Source organism: Shewanella sp. 10N.286.52.A9, assembly GCF_041468985.1.
Lineage (GTDB): Bacteria > Pseudomonadota > Gammaproteobacteria > Enterobacterales > Shewanellaceae > Shewanella > Shewanella japonica.
The window spans coordinates 1-16254 of record NZ_JBFRJQ010000031.1 but is presented as its reverse complement, the minus strand read 5'-3'; the positions used below and the strand labels follow the sequence as shown (position 1 = coordinate 16254).

The 16254-nt window shown below is 41.5% G+C and carries 15 protein-coding genes; 7 read left to right on the top strand and 8 right to left on the bottom strand.

What is annotated here, in order from left to right:
* Nucleotides 1–9: 9 nt before the first annotated feature.
* Entirely contained in the window at nucleotides 10–645 is a 636-nt protein-coding gene (locus AB4128_RS18630; RefSeq protein ID WP_065110473.1) for a hypothetical protein, read from the bottom strand.
* Between the two features lie 321 nt (nucleotides 646–966).
* Here AB4128_RS18630 and AB4128_RS18625 point away from each other — a divergent pair, with 321 nt between their 5' ends.
* The 3 genes from AB4128_RS18625 (at nucleotide 967) to gltS (ending at nucleotide 5140) form a co-directional block, all read left to right on the top strand.
* Nucleotides 967–2568 (top strand): DASS family sodium-coupled anion symporter, encoded by a 1602-nt coding sequence (locus AB4128_RS18625; protein WP_372038598.1) that lies wholly within the window; start codon nucleotides 967–969, stop codon nucleotides 2566–2568.
* Between the two features lie 41 nt (nucleotides 2569–2609).
* On the top strand, nucleotides 2610–3626 hold the full coding sequence (locus AB4128_RS18620) for a helix-turn-helix domain-containing protein (protein ID WP_055024105.1): 1017 nt from the start codon (nucleotides 2610–2612) through the stop codon (nucleotides 3624–3626).
* Nucleotides 3627–3910: 284 nt separating this feature from the next.
* Nucleotides 3911–5140: a sodium/glutamate symporter gene (gene gltS / locus AB4128_RS18615; protein WP_055024104.1), complete on the top strand. Its 1230-nt coding sequence runs from the start codon at nucleotides 3911–3913 to the stop codon at nucleotides 5138–5140.
* 146 nt (nucleotides 5141–5286) lie between these two features.
* Here gltS and AB4128_RS18610 read toward each other — a convergent pair whose 3' ends face one another.
* From AB4128_RS18610 to AB4128_RS18590, 5 genes are all read right to left on the bottom strand, one after another.
* Complete coding sequence (locus tag AB4128_RS18610; RefSeq protein WP_065110470.1) at nucleotides 5287–6090, bottom strand: PhzF family phenazine biosynthesis protein; 804 nt, start codon at nucleotides 6088–6090, stop codon at nucleotides 5287–5289.
* 536 nt (nucleotides 6091–6626) lie between these two features.
* Nucleotides 6627–7811, bottom strand: coding sequence for an NAD(P)/FAD-dependent oxidoreductase (locus AB4128_RS18605; RefSeq protein WP_372038597.1), 1185 nt, complete (start codon nucleotides 7809–7811; stop codon nucleotides 6627–6629).
* Between the two features lie 161 nt (nucleotides 7812–7972).
* A complete protein-coding gene (gpsA, locus tag AB4128_RS18600; protein ID WP_119969442.1) occupies nucleotides 7973–8989 on the bottom strand; it encodes an NAD(P)H-dependent glycerol-3-phosphate dehydrogenase in 1017 nt (338 codons plus the stop codon).
* A gap of 5 nt (nucleotides 8990–8994) precedes the next feature.
* On the bottom strand, nucleotides 8995–9480 hold the full coding sequence (secB, locus tag AB4128_RS18595; RefSeq protein WP_055024080.1) for a protein-export chaperone SecB: 486 nt from the start codon (nucleotides 9478–9480) through the stop codon (nucleotides 8995–8997).
* Between the two features lie 206 nt (nucleotides 9481–9686).
* Nucleotides 9687–10121, bottom strand: coding sequence for a rhodanese-like domain-containing protein (locus AB4128_RS18590; RefSeq protein WP_055024079.1), 435 nt, complete (start codon nucleotides 10119–10121; stop codon nucleotides 9687–9689).
* A 369-nt stretch (nucleotides 10122–10490) separates the two neighbouring features.
* Here AB4128_RS18590 and gpmM point away from each other — a divergent pair, with 369 nt between their 5' ends.
* From gpmM to AB4128_RS18570, 4 genes are all read left to right on the top strand, one after another.
* Nucleotides 10491–12023: a 2,3-bisphosphoglycerate-independent phosphoglycerate mutase gene (gene gpmM, locus AB4128_RS18585; protein ID WP_119969441.1), complete on the top strand. Its 1533-nt coding sequence runs from the start codon at nucleotides 10491–10493 to the stop codon at nucleotides 12021–12023.
* Between the two features lie 10 nt (nucleotides 12024–12033).
* Complete coding sequence (locus AB4128_RS18580; RefSeq protein WP_372038596.1) at nucleotides 12034–13167, top strand: murein hydrolase activator EnvC; 1134 nt, start codon at nucleotides 12034–12036, stop codon at nucleotides 13165–13167.
* 75 nt (nucleotides 13168–13242) lie between these two features.
* Complete coding sequence (locus tag AB4128_RS18575) at nucleotides 13243–14445, top strand: S41 family peptidase (RefSeq protein WP_055024076.1); 1203 nt, start codon at nucleotides 13243–13245, stop codon at nucleotides 14443–14445.
* Between the two features lie 12 nt (nucleotides 14446–14457).
* Nucleotides 14458–15210, top strand: coding sequence for a divergent polysaccharide deacetylase family protein (locus AB4128_RS18570; protein ID WP_372038595.1), 753 nt, complete (start codon nucleotides 14458–14460; stop codon nucleotides 15208–15210).
* On the opposite strand, the gene AB4128_RS18565 is transcribed toward AB4128_RS18570, so the two are convergent.
* Together AB4128_RS18565 and AB4128_RS18560 are read right to left on the bottom strand one after the other, a co-directional pair.
* Nucleotides 15185–15640 carry an Rrf2 family transcriptional regulator gene (locus AB4128_RS18565; protein ID WP_055024074.1) on the bottom strand — a complete coding sequence of 152 codons (456 nt, stop codon included), beginning with the start codon at nucleotides 15638–15640 and terminating at the stop codon, nucleotides 15185–15187. The two genes, AB4128_RS18570 and AB4128_RS18565, sit on opposite strands and share 26 nt — an antisense overlap.
* Nucleotides 15641–15668: 28 nt before the next feature.
* The gene (locus AB4128_RS18560) at nucleotides 15669–15920 is read right to left on the bottom strand and encodes a YkgJ family cysteine cluster protein (RefSeq protein ID WP_055024073.1); all 252 of its coding nucleotides are present in this window, start codon (nucleotides 15918–15920) and stop codon (nucleotides 15669–15671) included.
* Between the last annotated feature and the right edge of the window lie 334 nt (nucleotides 15921–16254).

The following is a 16254-nucleotide window of genomic DNA, read 5'->3' as shown; positions in this document are numbered from 1 at the left end:
CCAAGTGAATTAATTCGCTAATGGCAAGTTTTTCATGCCGATAACACGCTTAATAGCTTGAAGGTAGTTAATGTTTTCAACCCCTTCTAAACGCAAATCTTTTACTGTTGTTTGGATATCATCAAGCTCCGTAGATTCACTGTTTACACTGACTAAGCGCGCACCGTTCACTAATACATTGGCGACCTCACAAATGGTGTTATTGACCATGTAACCAAAACGTTCTTTGTGAATTTTTACTGCTTGAAGATCTGGGTGGGCATCGATGATATCGATAAACTCTTCAAAGCTATAGGTTTCTTTCGCTAATGCAGGTTGTTCTACCATAAATGCAGGGAAAATCTCTTCTACAAGCTGAGATTTAGCAATCGGGAATTCTGCTTTTAACTTAGGATCCCACTGTTCTAGACCATCTACCGTTTGCACATAACTTTTAACATCCATTTTGCCATCGCGAATTTTGGTGTTATTCAAATCATTGGTGCGAGACATAATGTAAATCTCATCACTTTCACGACGCCATACCTTTTCTGGAACCGGTACAGATAAACGCGCCATACGTTCTGCTGCTTCAGTAAAGTCCTGCCCAAACGTACGGAACTCAAAGCGTGGTTTCGAAATTTCACCAATTGTTAATTCAGACATACTGTTTCCTTTCATATCAAGTCGTTGTTATTGAGTACCCTTTTACAGTACTCCTGTGATTGACAAAAAAAACAGATCTAGATCAACTTTTATCAATTTTAGTTTCAACCTAATCTTACACGATAACAAAAACAAAATAACACCCAACAAATATAACTCAATAAAATCAACGTATTAGAATGACACTAGAGTTACCTCAAACAAAATCAAAAAATATTAATTAAAAACTAATTGGTTATTTTATTGATCTTGATCCAGTTTTATCCTCACGTTAAGGGGTATGGTTAGCCCATAAGGATTTCAGCTAAAGGTCATAAGAAAATGAGCAAAGAAGTTACGGAACGGATAGACCCCCTAGACATGAATCAATATCGAATGGAAAGGTTGCCTGTCAGATCAAAATCAAACTTTGAGTTGTGGCTAGCACGAAGCGGTATATGGATTGCCTTGGTGGTTTTTGTTGCGATATTAACCGGTGCTCCAGCCTCATTTTTAACTCAATTTGATCCCGCTATGCTAAGTCATTCGGCAGCAGAACACTTTCATGAAGTGGGCTTAACGGAGTTTAGTTGGCACGGCCAAGCCATGTTAGCTATCTTTTGTGCGGCGGTGATTCTATGGATTACCGAGCCTATTCCTAACTACCTTACTTCGCTAATGGTCATTATCGCCTTAGTGTTAACTGGCGTTCTGCCCGAGCGTCAAGCATACGCTCAATTAGGCCACCCTATTATGTGGCTTAACATTCTCTCTTTCATCTTGGCATCTATGTTGGTCTCCTCAGGCGCAGCCAAGCGTTTCGCCTTATGGTTTATATGCCGCTTTGGCACAAGCGCTACACCCATTTTTTATAGTTTTATGGTGATCAACCTAGTGCTATCAGCATTCATTTCAGCCACCACAGCAAAAGCCGCCATCTTGATGCCCATTTTTATGGTAATCGCTGCGGTGTATGGTGCCAGAGGCGGTGACAATAAGAATAATTTTGGCCGTAACTTAGTGCTACAAAACTTACTACAAATCAACTTATGTGCAGGTGCATTTGTTACTGGCTCAGGAGCAAACTTATTGGCAGCAAGTTTAATTGCTGGCGCGATAGGGGTAAGTTTTTTCTTTGCTGACTGGATGATTGTCGCATTACCCATTGTGGTTTGTATGATTGTTATTGGCTGGCTGCTAGCAACTAAAATATTCTTTCCGTTGGCACCAGAAGAACGCTTACCGCAAATTGAAGGCGGTATGGAGCGCTTAAAAGAAGAACTAGAAAAAATGGGAAAAGTCTCATTCCGTGAGATAAAATCGATCGTCATTTTCGTCACCATTTTGGTTTTTTGGGCAACGGATAAATATCATGGCGTGAGCGCAACAGCGATAGCATTTATTGGTGCCATCGTCGCCTTATGCCCACGTATTGGAGTGGTGAACTGGAACCAAGTCGATGTCCCTTGGCATTTACTCCTATTCTCAGCAGGTGCTTACACCTTAGGCGCAGGTTTTAAACAAACTGACTTACCTAATCTGGCAGTAAATTTTAGCCTAGAATATTTTGGCATGGATGAATCAACCCCATTCAGTGTGTTTTACATTGCCCTCACTGGCGCCATGTTACTGAGCTCGCTAGTATTTCAGTCTAAAACGATGCGAACCATGTTGTTTGTGCCTATCGCAATTGGGATTGCACAGCGATTTGATTTCCCAATCATGAGCTTGGCATTGCCTGTCGCGTTATTGATTGAGCATGTATATGTGCTTCCCTTTAACAGTAAACCAGCCTTGTTGCTTTACTCAACAGATCAGTACAGTCTGAGCGATAGCTTTAAGTTTGGCTTTACGATGTTAATGATAGGCTGGGCCACCAGCATTCTAATGGGTGAAACCTGGTTTAGGTGGTTAGGTTATACCCCTAACGGCGTTTTTTGGTAAGATGTTGTTAGATGGTAAATACTTAATGATAATAAGCAGATATGAATTCAAATAAAAATGAAATTCGCAGTAAACTTGCTCTGCTTCAGCTAGCAACTGAACTTGGCAGTATCAGTAAAGCCTGCGATATTATGGGTTATAGCCGTGATAGCTATTACCGCTTTAAAAAACAATATGAAGAGGCTGGTGAGCGAGGGTTAAAAAACCTCTCTCGTAAAAAACCAGCCCTTAAAAATCGAGTCTCTCAAGAAGTTGAAGATCAAGTGATTGAGATTGCACTCGATTATCCTAATTACGGCCAAGCCAAAGCCGCTGAGCTGCTAACTGCTCGAGGGTGTACGATTTCAGCCAGTGGCGTTCGCACTATTTGGGTTAGGCATAATCTTGAAACCAAAAAAAATCGCTTAGTTGCTTTAAACAGCCACCTACGACAACAAAACCAGCTTAGCTTCAAAAGCCAGCATGATATGGAGCAGCTCTACAAGCTTGAACAAAATGAAACGGCTTTAGACTGTAAATATCCTGGCGATGTCTGTGTACAAGATACGTTTAGTATCGGAGTTGTTGAGCCTATCGGTCAGCTATTTCAGCACACCTTTATCGATGCCTACAGCCAATATGCCATTGCAATTGTGACTGATAATAAAGAGTCTGCGACTGCGGCTGAATTTTTATCAACCACGGTTATGCCTTGGTATCAAGAACACAAGATCCCCATCAATAGTCTACTGACCGATAGAGGGGCGGAGTTTTCAGGCAAACAGTCGGCGGCGCCGTTTAAGCAGCTGCTTGAACAAACCGAGATAAACCATATTCAAATGCGTGCATACAACGGACCTGTAGTTAATGGTTTAGCGGCACGTTTTCAACAGCTCGCTTACGATGAATTTTATGCGCCTTTTTTAAAAAATCATCGCATTACCGATATCGAAGAGCTCAATACCCAACTGCAAAAATGGCTCAACCGCTATAACCATCAATATGCGATTGCTGGTCGTTATACCTTAGGTAAAACAGCTGTTGAAGTCTTAGCTCTCAGTAAGCATTTGCTAACGTAAACAACAGCCTCATTGGTTGTCATTGATATACAAACCTTTGAGGAGTCACCCTTTTGAGCTTCACCCTTACAAAGCTTCATTTTAATGAAACCTTGTAAGGGTGAAGCTTTTTTATTGATTAATAATCAATCGTGGTATCAATTGATTACCAAGGTATGTAAAAATATTGTTTCACCTTACTGGCTGTAATTCAGGATTGAGCAACTGAGCCAGAATTACATTGAGTATTGGTGCTGTTATACGTTAGTCACTGACACACCACACATAAATCACAAGGAAGTTATATGGACTTTTCTGACGGCATTTTACAGCTGAATTCATTTTTTACCGTCACTATCGGTATTATCGTGCTGTTTGTTGGCAGACGCTTAAATCAGGTCGTAGGTTTTTTAAAAGAGTTCAGTATTCCGGAGCCTGTTTCTGGCGGTATTGTTTTCTCGATAATGTTTACCCTCATTTACGCCATCGCCAGTGTTGAGGTGACTTTTGATTTAATGGCTCGAGATATTCTCTTGGTGTACTTTTTTACCACGATTGGGATTAATGCAAGCTTAGGGGATTTAAAGAAAGGTGGAAAACCCTTAGCCATTTTACTGGTAGTGACCATTGGCTACATGATTTTGCAAAACTTAACAGGTATTGGCGTTGCCACATTGTTTAACCAAGAACCAGTTGTTGGCTTATTAGGAGGCAGTGTCTCGTTAATTGGTGGTCACGGCACGGCTATCGCCTGGGCGCCCAAAATTCAAGAACAGTTCGGCCTAACCAGCGCAATGGAAATCGGTATCGCTAGTGCAACATTCGGCCTGATATTAGCCAGTTTAATGGGTGGTCCAATTGCTAAATACCTAATTAATAAGCACCAATTAAAACCTTCGGTTGATTTAGATGCATCAAACACGCAAGGTAAAGAAACCGAAACACCTGTCAAAATGACATCTTTTGATTTTTTAGACGCCCTGCTTGCTATTCATATTTGTGTCATCCTCGGCTTTATCCTTAATGAAGTCGTCAGTAATTTTGGTCTAGATTTACCTTTATTTGTTACCTGCTTATTTGCAGGTATTGTGGTCACCAACTTAACCCCAAAAAGTTACCCAAGACTGACAGGTACAGCTTGGCCTACACGTACTGCGGCTGTCGATTTAATCGCAGATATGGCATTAGGTACTTTCTTAGCTATGTCATTAATGAGTATGCAATTGTGGACGCTTGTTGATTTAGCAGGCCCTATCTTCGCCATTCTAGGTATGCAGTTTATTGTCGCTATTTTAGTGAATCTATTTGTCGTATTTCCTGCAATGGGTAAAAACTACGACGCTGCCGTTATTTGTTCTGGCTTTGGCGGTATTTCATTAGGTTCTACTCCTACCGCAATGGCAAACATGTCAGCCGTATCTATGCGTTACGGCTATTCAGCTCAAGCCTTTATTATTGTGCCACTGGTTTGTGCATTCTTTATCGATCTCGCTAATGCGTTAATCATTCCTTATTTTATCGGCTTGATGCAATAACGCTATACAATCAAAAAAGGCCATCTTGTGATGGCCTTTTTAATATCAATTCAATCAACTGTTGTAGAGCCCACACCTTACTACCACCAGCATTGGCCTCATATAACTACGGCGACACTCAATATCAATTCATCGACAAGCTCATACTAAACATAAATGGTACCTAACAGGTATAACACCCCGTAACCTGATACCAATACTCGCTGACCTTCAAGCTGACAATAAAGCACTCCTCCTCGTGCAGAGGCTTGTCTTGCGACTAAGGTTTGCTTCTCTAAAATAGCGCCCCAATATGGAACTAAACCAGCGTGAATAGACCCTGTGACAGGATCTTCATCACCGCCGTTTGCAGGCCAAAAGTAACGAGAAACAAAGTCATACTCGGACTCAGCAACATCGACTTGTGCTGTTACCACAACATCTAAGGGCGCAAGCGTTTTTAGAATGTCAGATTGATATTGCAGCCGCTCTACCTCATCAACTGATGACATGATCGCAAAATAAGCCTGTCCGCTTTTTAACACAGCTCGCGGCGTAATAGACAAACCAGCAATTAATGCTTCAGGGACTTTATTAAGCGGTGCGGGCGCCCTGTTAGGAAAGCTCATTTGAATTCGACCATCAGCCAATTGCGTCACGGATAAACTGCCAGCATGGGTCGTCATAAACTGCAGCTCGCCTTCACAACCTAAATGGTCAAATAAAACAAAGGAGGCAGCCAAAGTAGCATGACCGCAGAAGTCTATTTCTGTTAATGGAGAAAACCAGCGGATCTCATAGCGATTGTGAGAAAAGAATTTAATAAAAGCCGTTTCTGATAAGTTATTTTCTGCTGCAATATGTTGCATTAACTCATCATCAAGCCAATCGGTTAAAGGGACGACCGCGGCTGAATTACCTTTAAATTGTTTGTCAGTGAAAGCATCTACGACATATATTTCTAATTCCATGACCACGCTCCAAATCCTTTTGTGGCAGCAGTAACTTAATTCAGACTACAGCCAGTATCTTTGTCAATTTCAATGCATAAAGCGTACATATCAGCTAACCAGCTCATAGACCATAAAGATTAATAGCGAGTTAACCGACTATTCATTAAAACCAATTTTCGAGATGATAGCTACGACTAAACACTCTTCATACCAGTCATTGACACAGGTTCGATTAAGTAATCACGATCAATTTCAATCACTTTTCTTCCACATCCCCCATGTTATTTTTTAATCATTAATATTAAAACCAATCCATATTGAGCGATTAGCAAAGCTTGACTAATCACTTAACGATTCAATTTTATTCATGACACTTAGCTGTATTAACGCACTTGAGTCCATCAAATGTCGATATTAAAAACCAAGGAAATAACGATGAATCAAACGTTAATGTTATGGAAATAAATACCCATAATCTTAAAACCAGCATCATAAAATCAATAGCTGTTTAGTCATTACTCATTGAAATAATGGTGATTTTTCGATTGAAATAACTAAACAGCCATTCCTGCTGCAACACCAGATGACCAAGCCCATTGAAAGTTGAACCCTCCGAGCCAGCCACTGACATCCATGACTTCACCGATAAAATACAAACCAGCAACCGATTTCGCTTCCATGGTTTTCGATGACAATTCATTCGTATCAACGCCACCTAACGTCACTTCTGCAGTGCGATAACCTTCTGTGCCATTCATCACAATTGACCACTCATTTAAGTCTTTAGCTATTTGCTCTCGTTCGCCATGGCCTAATTGATTTAGGGCTTTATCAAGTTGTGCGGCATCAAATAACGCCTCAACCAAACGCTTTGGTAACCATTGGCTAATGGTATTGCGTAAGCTTTGTTTAGGGCTATTAGCTAAAGCAATTTCAAGCTTTTCAGCCGCGCTTTCATTAGGCAATAAATCAATACTAATAGCTTGACCCGCTTGCCAATAATTTGAAATTTGTAAAATAGCTGGCCCTGATAAACCACGGTGGGTAAACAACAACGCTTCACTAAACTGCGTGCCGTCTTCTGCTGTAATCGTTGACGGTACTGCAATACCTGATAGCGGCTCAAAACGTGCCTTTTGATCACTATGCCATGTAAAAGGTACTAAACCCGCTTGGGTTGGCAGCACCGATAATCCAAATTGTTCAGCAAGCTTATAGCCATATGGCGACGCACCAAGTTTCGGCATAGATAACCCACCCGTTGCGATAACCAGTGAGTCACAGCTAAAGTCACCATTTGACGTCAGCACTTCAAATTGGCCTTGAGCATTCTTGCTCACTTTGGTCATTTCTGTACGTAATTGCACTTTGGCGCCAGCCCATTCACATTCCGTCATGAGCATATTGACGATGTCTTTCGCTGAGTCATTACAAAACAGTTGACCATGATCTCGCTCGTGATAATCAATACCATGACGTTCCACAAGTTCGATAAAATCTGAAGAACGATACCTTGCCAGTGCAGACTTTACAAAGTGGCTGTTACCACAGATAAAATTGTGCGGTTCAACTTTTTGGTTGGTAAAGTTACAACGCCCACCACCACTAATCAGAATTTTTTTACCCGCTTGTTTAGCATTATCCAATACCAGTACGTCACGACCTCGATAGCCTGCAGTTGCCGCACACATTAAGCCCGCAGCTCCTGCACCAATAATAATTACGTCATGATGTATCACTTGTTTACTCTCTCACTTTGGGTGTTGCTAATAAGGCATTGGCCAACAAGCCGGGTTAACTATCTGCCGAAAATAAAGCGCTATTCATAACAGACTACTTTATCATCAGACACAAAAAAGGGCGCTATATTAGCACCCTTTCAGTCGTATTCACACTCACGCTACTCAGAGATGGTCTCAGACTTTTGGTCTCGCCCTAGTAGCTCTTTAGCCGCTTCAACTGGCGTTTTACCTTGATAAAGCACTTGGTAAATTTGCTCAGTTATCGGCATTTCAACACCAAGTCGTTTCGCTAATGTGTAAACTTCTTTGGTATTACGATAACCTTCAACCACTTGGCCAATTTCTGTTTGCGCAGTATCGACATCACTGCCTTTACCTAATGCTAAACCAAAACGGCGGTTACGTGATTGGTTATCGGTACAGGTCAACACTAGGTCACCTAAACCTGCCATTCCCATAAAGGTGTTACTGTCGGCACCCAGTGCCACACCAAGACGAGTCAATTCAACCAAACCACGAGTGATTAATGCTGTACGCGCATTGGCACCAAAGCCAATACCATCAGACATGCCAGCACCAATTGCGATAACGTTTTTTACCGCGCCACCTAATTGTAAACCGGTAAAGTCATCATTTGCATAAACACGTAAGCGTTTAGGACTATGCAATAACTCTACTAAATCACTGGTAAAGTCGGCACAGGTACCTGCAACTGAGATTGCTGTTGGCATTCCTGCAGCAAGCTCTTTAGCGAATGTTGGCCCAGATAACACAGCGAGAGGAATATCATCCCCTAATTGTTCTCGAGCAACATCTTGCAATAATCGACCTGTTTCTGGCTCTAAACCTTTAGTTGCCCAGACAATGCGAGCATCATCTCGAAGCAATGGTTTAGCTTGACTGAGAACTAAACCAAATACATGGCTTGGTACTACAACCAACACATTTTTACTCGCTGCTAATGCTTTACTTAAGTCAGACTCTAGCTCAAGCGTATCAGGGAAAGCGATCCCTGGTAAAAATGCGCTGTTGGCTCTGTCTTTAGCAAGGGCTTCCATGTGCTCAGGCTCATGACCCCATAGCAAGGTCTTATGACCACTGCTGGCGAGAGAAATGGCAAGGGCGGTGCCATAAGACCCCGCCCCTAATACCGTAATTTCGGTAGCGTTACTCATAAATATTAAGCGTTTTCTTCAGCAGCTGGTGCTGCAGCAGCTTCTTGCTGGCGCTGTTGAACGTATTGAGCGAATAACGCGTCAAAGTTCACTGGAGCAAGGTTAAGCTGTGGGAACGTACCACGAGAAACTAAGTTACCTACTGTTTCACGTGCGTATGGGAATAAAACGTTAGGGCAGTATGCACCTAAAGAGTGAGCCAATTGCTGCTCAGTTAAACCTGTGATAGAGAAAATACCAGCTTGTTGTACTTCACATAAGAAAGCGGTTTCGTCGCCATTTTGTGCAGTGACGGTTAACGAAAGAACAACTTCATACACGTCGTCAGAAAGTTTGTTGCTACGAGTATCAAGATCTAGCTTAACTTCTGGGTTCCATTCTTTTTGGAAAACAGCTGGGCTGTTTGGCGTTTCAAATGAAACATCTTTAGTGAATACGCGTTGAATGTTGAATTGTGGTGCTTGTTCTTCGTTGTTTGCTACTTCAGCCATGATTTCCTACCTTCAAATGTGTTTTAGCTCTTCTGTGAGGCTAATTTTAAATTTGGGCTTTTATTCCTAAAACCTAGCCAAAGCCTAGATATTAGTCCATCCCGATTAAAGTTGATCTAACTAGTTAACAAAACGCCTTAAAGCCCTTTATACAAGTAGGATCTTGTTGGACCCGCTAACATTCATTAGCAAGTCGCTGGATATATTTACTTCTTACCTTTTACTGTTGGTAAGTTTGCAGCAGTCCAGTCGCCCATACCGCCTTTTAAGTTGCTGACATTTTCAAAGCCTTGTGTAACAAGAAGTTGAGCTGCTTGCGCAGATGTCATTCCAGCATTACATACAGTAATAATGGGACTGCTTTTATACTTTTCAAGGGCTGTGGCTTTATTATTTTTAATTTCAGACAAAGGCACGTTTAACGCATCTACGATATGCCCTTTACGGAACTCTTCTTGCGAACGAACATCAATTACTTTACCGCCTTGCTTGTTCATCAGCATGGTCAATTCTTGTGTGTTGACGTTGATAACTTTAGATGTTGCTGTCTTAATTGTCGTCACAACTACAGCGATGAACAAACCAACCCAAGCGATACTTAAAACTGGGTTCGCCTGAAAAAATTCAATATATTCTTGCATCTTCTCTGCCTACTTTTAGATTGGCTAAAATTAATAAGCCACAGAGTATACCGACTGCGTCTTTATAATGCAGCAAGTTCACGCTTAATCATCACCGATGGGGGCTTATTAGTGACACTTTACACATTAAAGGTTGCATAAAATTAACAAGCCAGCGCCAAAATCATGATGATTTCGCTTTCATTGCAAAAAATTCATCTTGGCTAACCGGTATACCAGCTCCGATATTGCTATATAAATCGGCATGAAGAACAGGCTATATAAGGTAAATATCTTTTTCAGCGCCAGCATAAGTAGTAATATCCATATCAATTAAATTTTACTTTCTCATAAACTTTACACTTTAACTTTAAAAATAGAGGTACTTCCATGGCGACTCAAAAGCGTCCACTGGCATTACTTATCTTAGATGGCTGGGGCTACCGTGAAAATACGCATAATAATGCGATTTATCATGCCAACACCCCTGTTCTAGATAAACTTAATGCTACTTACCCCCATAGCCTGATTTCTGGTTCAGGTATGGATGTTGGCCTACCTGACGGTCAAATGGGTAATTCAGAAGTCGGCCATATCAATATTGGTTCTGGCCGCATTGTCTATCAAGAGCTGACTCGTATCAGTAAGTCTATTGCTGACAATGAGTTTGCACAAAACACTGCACTGTGCGAATCCATTGATAAAGCCATCAGTAAAGATGGCGCTGTGCATATCATGGGGTTAATGTCGCCAGGTGGTGTACATAGCCATGAAGAGCATATTGAAGCTATGTGTCGTATGGCTGTAGAGCGTGGTGCCACAAAAGTGTACTTGCATGCATTTTTAGATGGCCGTGATACGCCTCCACGCAGCGCTAAAGGCTCACTAGAGCACTTTGACGAACTGTTTAAATCACTAGGTCACGGTAAAATAGCCTCACTACTTGGTCGCTATTATGCAATGGACCGTGATAACCGCTGGGATCGTGTTGAGAAGGCTTATAACCTTATCACCCAAGGCCAAGCTGAATTTAACTTCTCAAGTGCTGTCGATGCATTAGAGGCGGCATATGCGCGTGATGAAAACGATGAGTTTGTAGCTGCTACGACCATCGGTGATACTGTGTCATTAGAAGACAATGACGCACTGATATTTATGAATTTCCGTGCTGACCGAGCTCGCCAAATCACTCGCAGTTTTGTTAATGCCGATTTTGACGGTTTTAAGCGCCAGGTCACGCCTAGTGTGAACTTTGTCATGTTGACGAACTATGCCAACGACATTAAAGCTCCCGTCGCTTTCCCATCTACTGACTTAGTAAATACCTTAGGTGAAACATTACAAAACCTAGGCAAGACTCAGTTACGTATATCTGAAACCGAAAAATATGCTCACGTAACATTTTTCTTTAATGGCGGCAAAGAGCAGCCATTTGAAGGTGAAAGCCGCGAGTTAATTAAGTCTCCTGACGTAGCAACTTACGATCTTCAACCAGAGATGAACTCAACTGAACTAACCGATAAATTGGTTGCTGCAATTGAGTCTAACGAGTTTGATGTCATCATATGTAACTACCCTAATGGCGATATGGTTGGTCATACTGGCAACTTCAATGCTGCAGTAAAAGCATGTGAAGCGGTTGATGCTTGTATTGGCCGAGTTGTTGATGCATTACAAAAAGTTGGCGGCGAATGCTTAATTACAGCCGATCATGGTAATGCTGAGCAAATGACTGATGAAACCACAGGCCAAGCACATACTGCTCACACAAGTGAGTTAGTGCCATTTATCTACGTCGGTCGTGACGCGACAATTGAAGATGGTGGCCGATTGAGCGATATCGCGCCAACTATGTTAACCTTGATGGAACAAGACGTGCCATCAGAAATGACAGGCCGCTCAATTATTAATCTCAAAGAGTAAATAGCCACTCGTGAATAGACGACAACAGTTCAAAGCCAGCATATTTGCTGGCTTTCTGATAATTTCATCATCAGTTCAAAGTGCCGATCTGAATAAGCGTCAGTCAGAGCTTAAAGCCATTCAAGCGCAGATCAATCAACAACAAAACTCTTTGAAAGACACCAGTCGTCAACGAGAAAAGCTCATCTCGCTGCTTAAGCGTGATGAGCAAGCTATTTCAAATGCAGCTCAAAAAGTCAATCAAACCCAATCTTCACTAACTCAAGTTAACAGTAAACTTAGTGAGTTAGAGACTGAAACGATTCAATTAGACAAGCGACGAACTACGCAACAAAAAACCTTATCAAAGCAATTATCTAGTGCCTATTTAGCTGGTAATCATGACTACTCAAAAATGATGTTAAACCAGCAGAATCCAGCGACTGTTGAACGTATGCTGGCTTACTATCAGTACCTTAATAATGCTCGAATTAAAGCCATTACAGATTTAAAGGCGACCATAGAGCAATTAGACACAGTCAAGCAGCAGCAAGTCACAGAACAACAAAAGCTTAATGCACTTATTATTGAGCAAAAGCAACAAGCTGAACAACTGAGTAAAGAGCAAAGCCAACGTAAACAAACGTTGGCACAAATTCAGCGAACCTTAACGAGTAAAGGGGCTGAACTTGAGCAAATGCAAATCGAAGAAGCCAGCTTAAAGCGGCTTATCGAGCAAGCGTTACTTGCAGCTAAAGACAATCCTGAAATGGACGGCCTTGCTAAACGACGAGGCAAATTAAACTGGCCTACAAAAGGGCATTTAGCATCTAAATTTGGCAGTCGCCGCTCAGGACAAATACGCTGGAAAGGCGTCGTTATCGCTGCACCAGAAGGGCGGAGTATTACCGCTGTTGCGCCAGGTACCGTCATTTATGCTGATTGGCTACGTGGTTTTGGCATGGTCATGGTTGTCGATCATGGTGAAGGCTACATGAGCCTGTACGGTCACGCTCAAGCACTGTTAATTCAGCCTGGAGAAACTGTACAGAAAGGAGAATCTATTGCTCTTGTCGGGAGTTCAGGCGGACAGACAGAATCTGGCCTATACTTTGAAATACGACACAAAGGGCAAGCCGTTAACCCAGCGAAATATTGTCGATAAACAACTGGCTAGGAAGCCTAACTCGCTGAACTAACCGACGCCCTGTATGTACCTTGACGGTATTAAGGGGCTGTTATGATGCAATTTGCACGCTATTTATTATGTTTTTTCTTGGGTATTTCGGTTGCGCTTTCGATGAGCTTGTCTAGCTCTGAGCAACATTATAAATCAGATTCTGAGTACAGCTACAGCCTGCTACTTGATGTGATAGATACCATCCACACTTATTACTTTAATGACGTCAATCGCGAACAACTGATCGAGTTTGCCATTGATGGCATTTTTACAAATCTCGACCCATATTCAGGCTTTTTAGACGCTAACGATTACCAAAGCATCAATGACAATAATAGTGGTCAATACTTTGGATACGGTTTCGAAGTGGCCACCGATGATGACCAGATCACGATTATTACTCCTTATCCTAACTCTCCTGCAGCTAGAGCCAACTTGCAGCCTGGTGATAAAGTACTTCAGCTAAACGATACTGTCATTGACAGTGCAAATTTAACTGATGTGCTAATGGATATTAAACAAAACAGCAACGCCAAACAGACCATTAATTTAACCATCGAGCGTGAAGAAAATGCGCCGTTCGAGTTGTCACTTAACCCTGAACTTATTCATATAGAATCTATCAATGCCAAAATACTCAAAGGTAATATTGGTTATATCCAATTGAACTCATTTCAAGAAGATGCAACAAGCGCCATCATAAGACAATCTAAACTTTGGAAGGACATTGAGTTAACAGGGCTTATTCTGGATGTGCGTAATAATCCTGGTGGGTTATTAGGACAGGCCATCAGTATCGCTGACTTGTTTTTACAAAATGGACTCATTGTTTCTACCGAAGGAAGATTTTTTGATGCCAACGAAGTGTATTACGCATCCCAGCCAGCCATTTTTAAGCACGTTCCTATGGTGGTATTAATTAATAAGGGTTCAGCATCTGCATCAGAAGTGCTTGCAGCGGCACTACAAGAAAATAACCGCGCAACTTTAGTCGGTGAAACAAGTTTTGGTAAAGGCACAGTACAAAGCCTGATCCCTATGTTAGAAATGGGGAATGCCATTAAACTCACCATCGCCAAATATAGTACGCCAGATGGTAATGATATCCACAGCAAAGGAATTGAACCTGACATCAAAATTTCTAACGAAGCTATTCTAAATTCTGAATATCTGGATATAATTGAGCAATCAACTGCGCAATATGATGAGCCACAGGATGGCCAGATTTCTTCAGCTATTGCATGGATAACAACACATAACTAAAAAGCAGACTCAGTGCGCTACTTATTTTTTGTATTAACGTTACTTTTTATTGGTCCAGTTCAAGCAGTCAACATAGCAATCATCATTGACGATATCGGTTATCGTCAATCAGATGAGGCCGTGTTGTCACTACCAAATAGCGTGACACTGTCAGTATTACCTCATACACCATTAGGTCAAAAACTTGCCGAGCAAGGACATCATCAAGGAAATGAAATCATGCTGCATATTCCTATGCAGGCCTTGAACGGTAAAAAACTGGGTAATGGTGGACTTACTAATCAAATGAGCGAACAACAACTCAAACAAGAGTTAACGGCATCGCTTGCCAATATCCCATATGCCAAAGGTGCAAATAACCATATGGGCAGCTTGCTAACTCAGTTAGACAACCCGATGAACTGGTTAATGGAAAGCCTAAAACAGAAACAGCTTTATTTTGTCGATAGTGTGACTACACGTTACAGCAAAGCCAGTAGTAAGGCTGAGAAACACGGTGTTCCACTGCTACGTAGAGAGATATTCTTAGATAACGATGTCAGTGAAGTTGCACTTGAAGAGCAATTTTCACAAATCATTGAGAAAGCAAAACAGCAAGGAAGTCTAGTTGTTATAGCGCACCCTTATCCTGAAACAGTACGCTTTTTAAATCAAAACTTACATCGATTAGAAGCAAAAGGCATTAACCTAGTTCATACATCGACATTACTGCCTGTCACAATGGCAAAAAGCGAGGGGGCTAGCTCAACTCAAGTACTGAGATAGAGAGATCAGGTAACGTCTCAAGTAATTCATCTGCATTTGCGACAATGTCAGCCAACGTTGATTCAGCAAGCACCGCCATATAAGCCGCTACCGCTTTAGCCAATATACCTTTTAAGCTACATGCCGGCGTGAATCGGCAATAAGGCTCAGTGCAATTAACTGGCGCTAATGACGGCTCTAATTCACCGACCAATTTAGCTAAATTAATGTCAGCTGGCGCCACTGCCAATTTAAATCCGCCACTCTTACCACGTATGGTTTGGATGTAGCCAAGCTTACCTAAATGATGAATAATCTTCGCAACATGGTTTGAAGATAACTCAAACACCGTAGTCACTTCCGCAATACGAAATAATGTCTCTCTTTTTGGCTGTGCAGCAAGGTACATTAGAATACGAATGCCATAATCAGTATAGCGAGTTAGTTGCATGAGTTAGTTCCAACATTTAAATACATAATCAACAAGTGGATGATTCAAGATCAGTAATCAACCAAAGCGCTTGTTCATTTGACGTACTACACACATCGATTGTGGCAGTAAAATCCGAGCATACTTTAGGTCTAGAGGGGTCGCCGAACAGTTTACAAAGGTTGTCATCATTTAACTGAATACAACGTTCTCCAGCAGGTTTACCATCTGGCATTCCTGGAATTGGGCTTGTAATAGAAGGTGCGATGCAGCAAGCACCACAACCAAGACGGCAGTCCATAAAAGTACCTAAGTGTTAAAGCAGCAATATATCTTACTAATGGCTAATATAGAATCATCTTTTCTATAAAACGCACTCAAAATACATCTTTAAGTAAAAAATGAGAGTTACGTAGAAATTATAACCTGATATTCAATGCATTGTGATGGCGCTATATGGCGTTAACTATCAATGATGTTTCTGTTAGTTAAGCTATATGCGAAAAAAGTGACACGACACAATAGCCCGTTATTAAGCTAACAAGAACAAACGATGACAGCATTCAATTAAAGCGTAATAGAATTTAAGTTTAACGCAGCACGTAAATTTCGACTCAAAACGAAAAAAGCCTCTA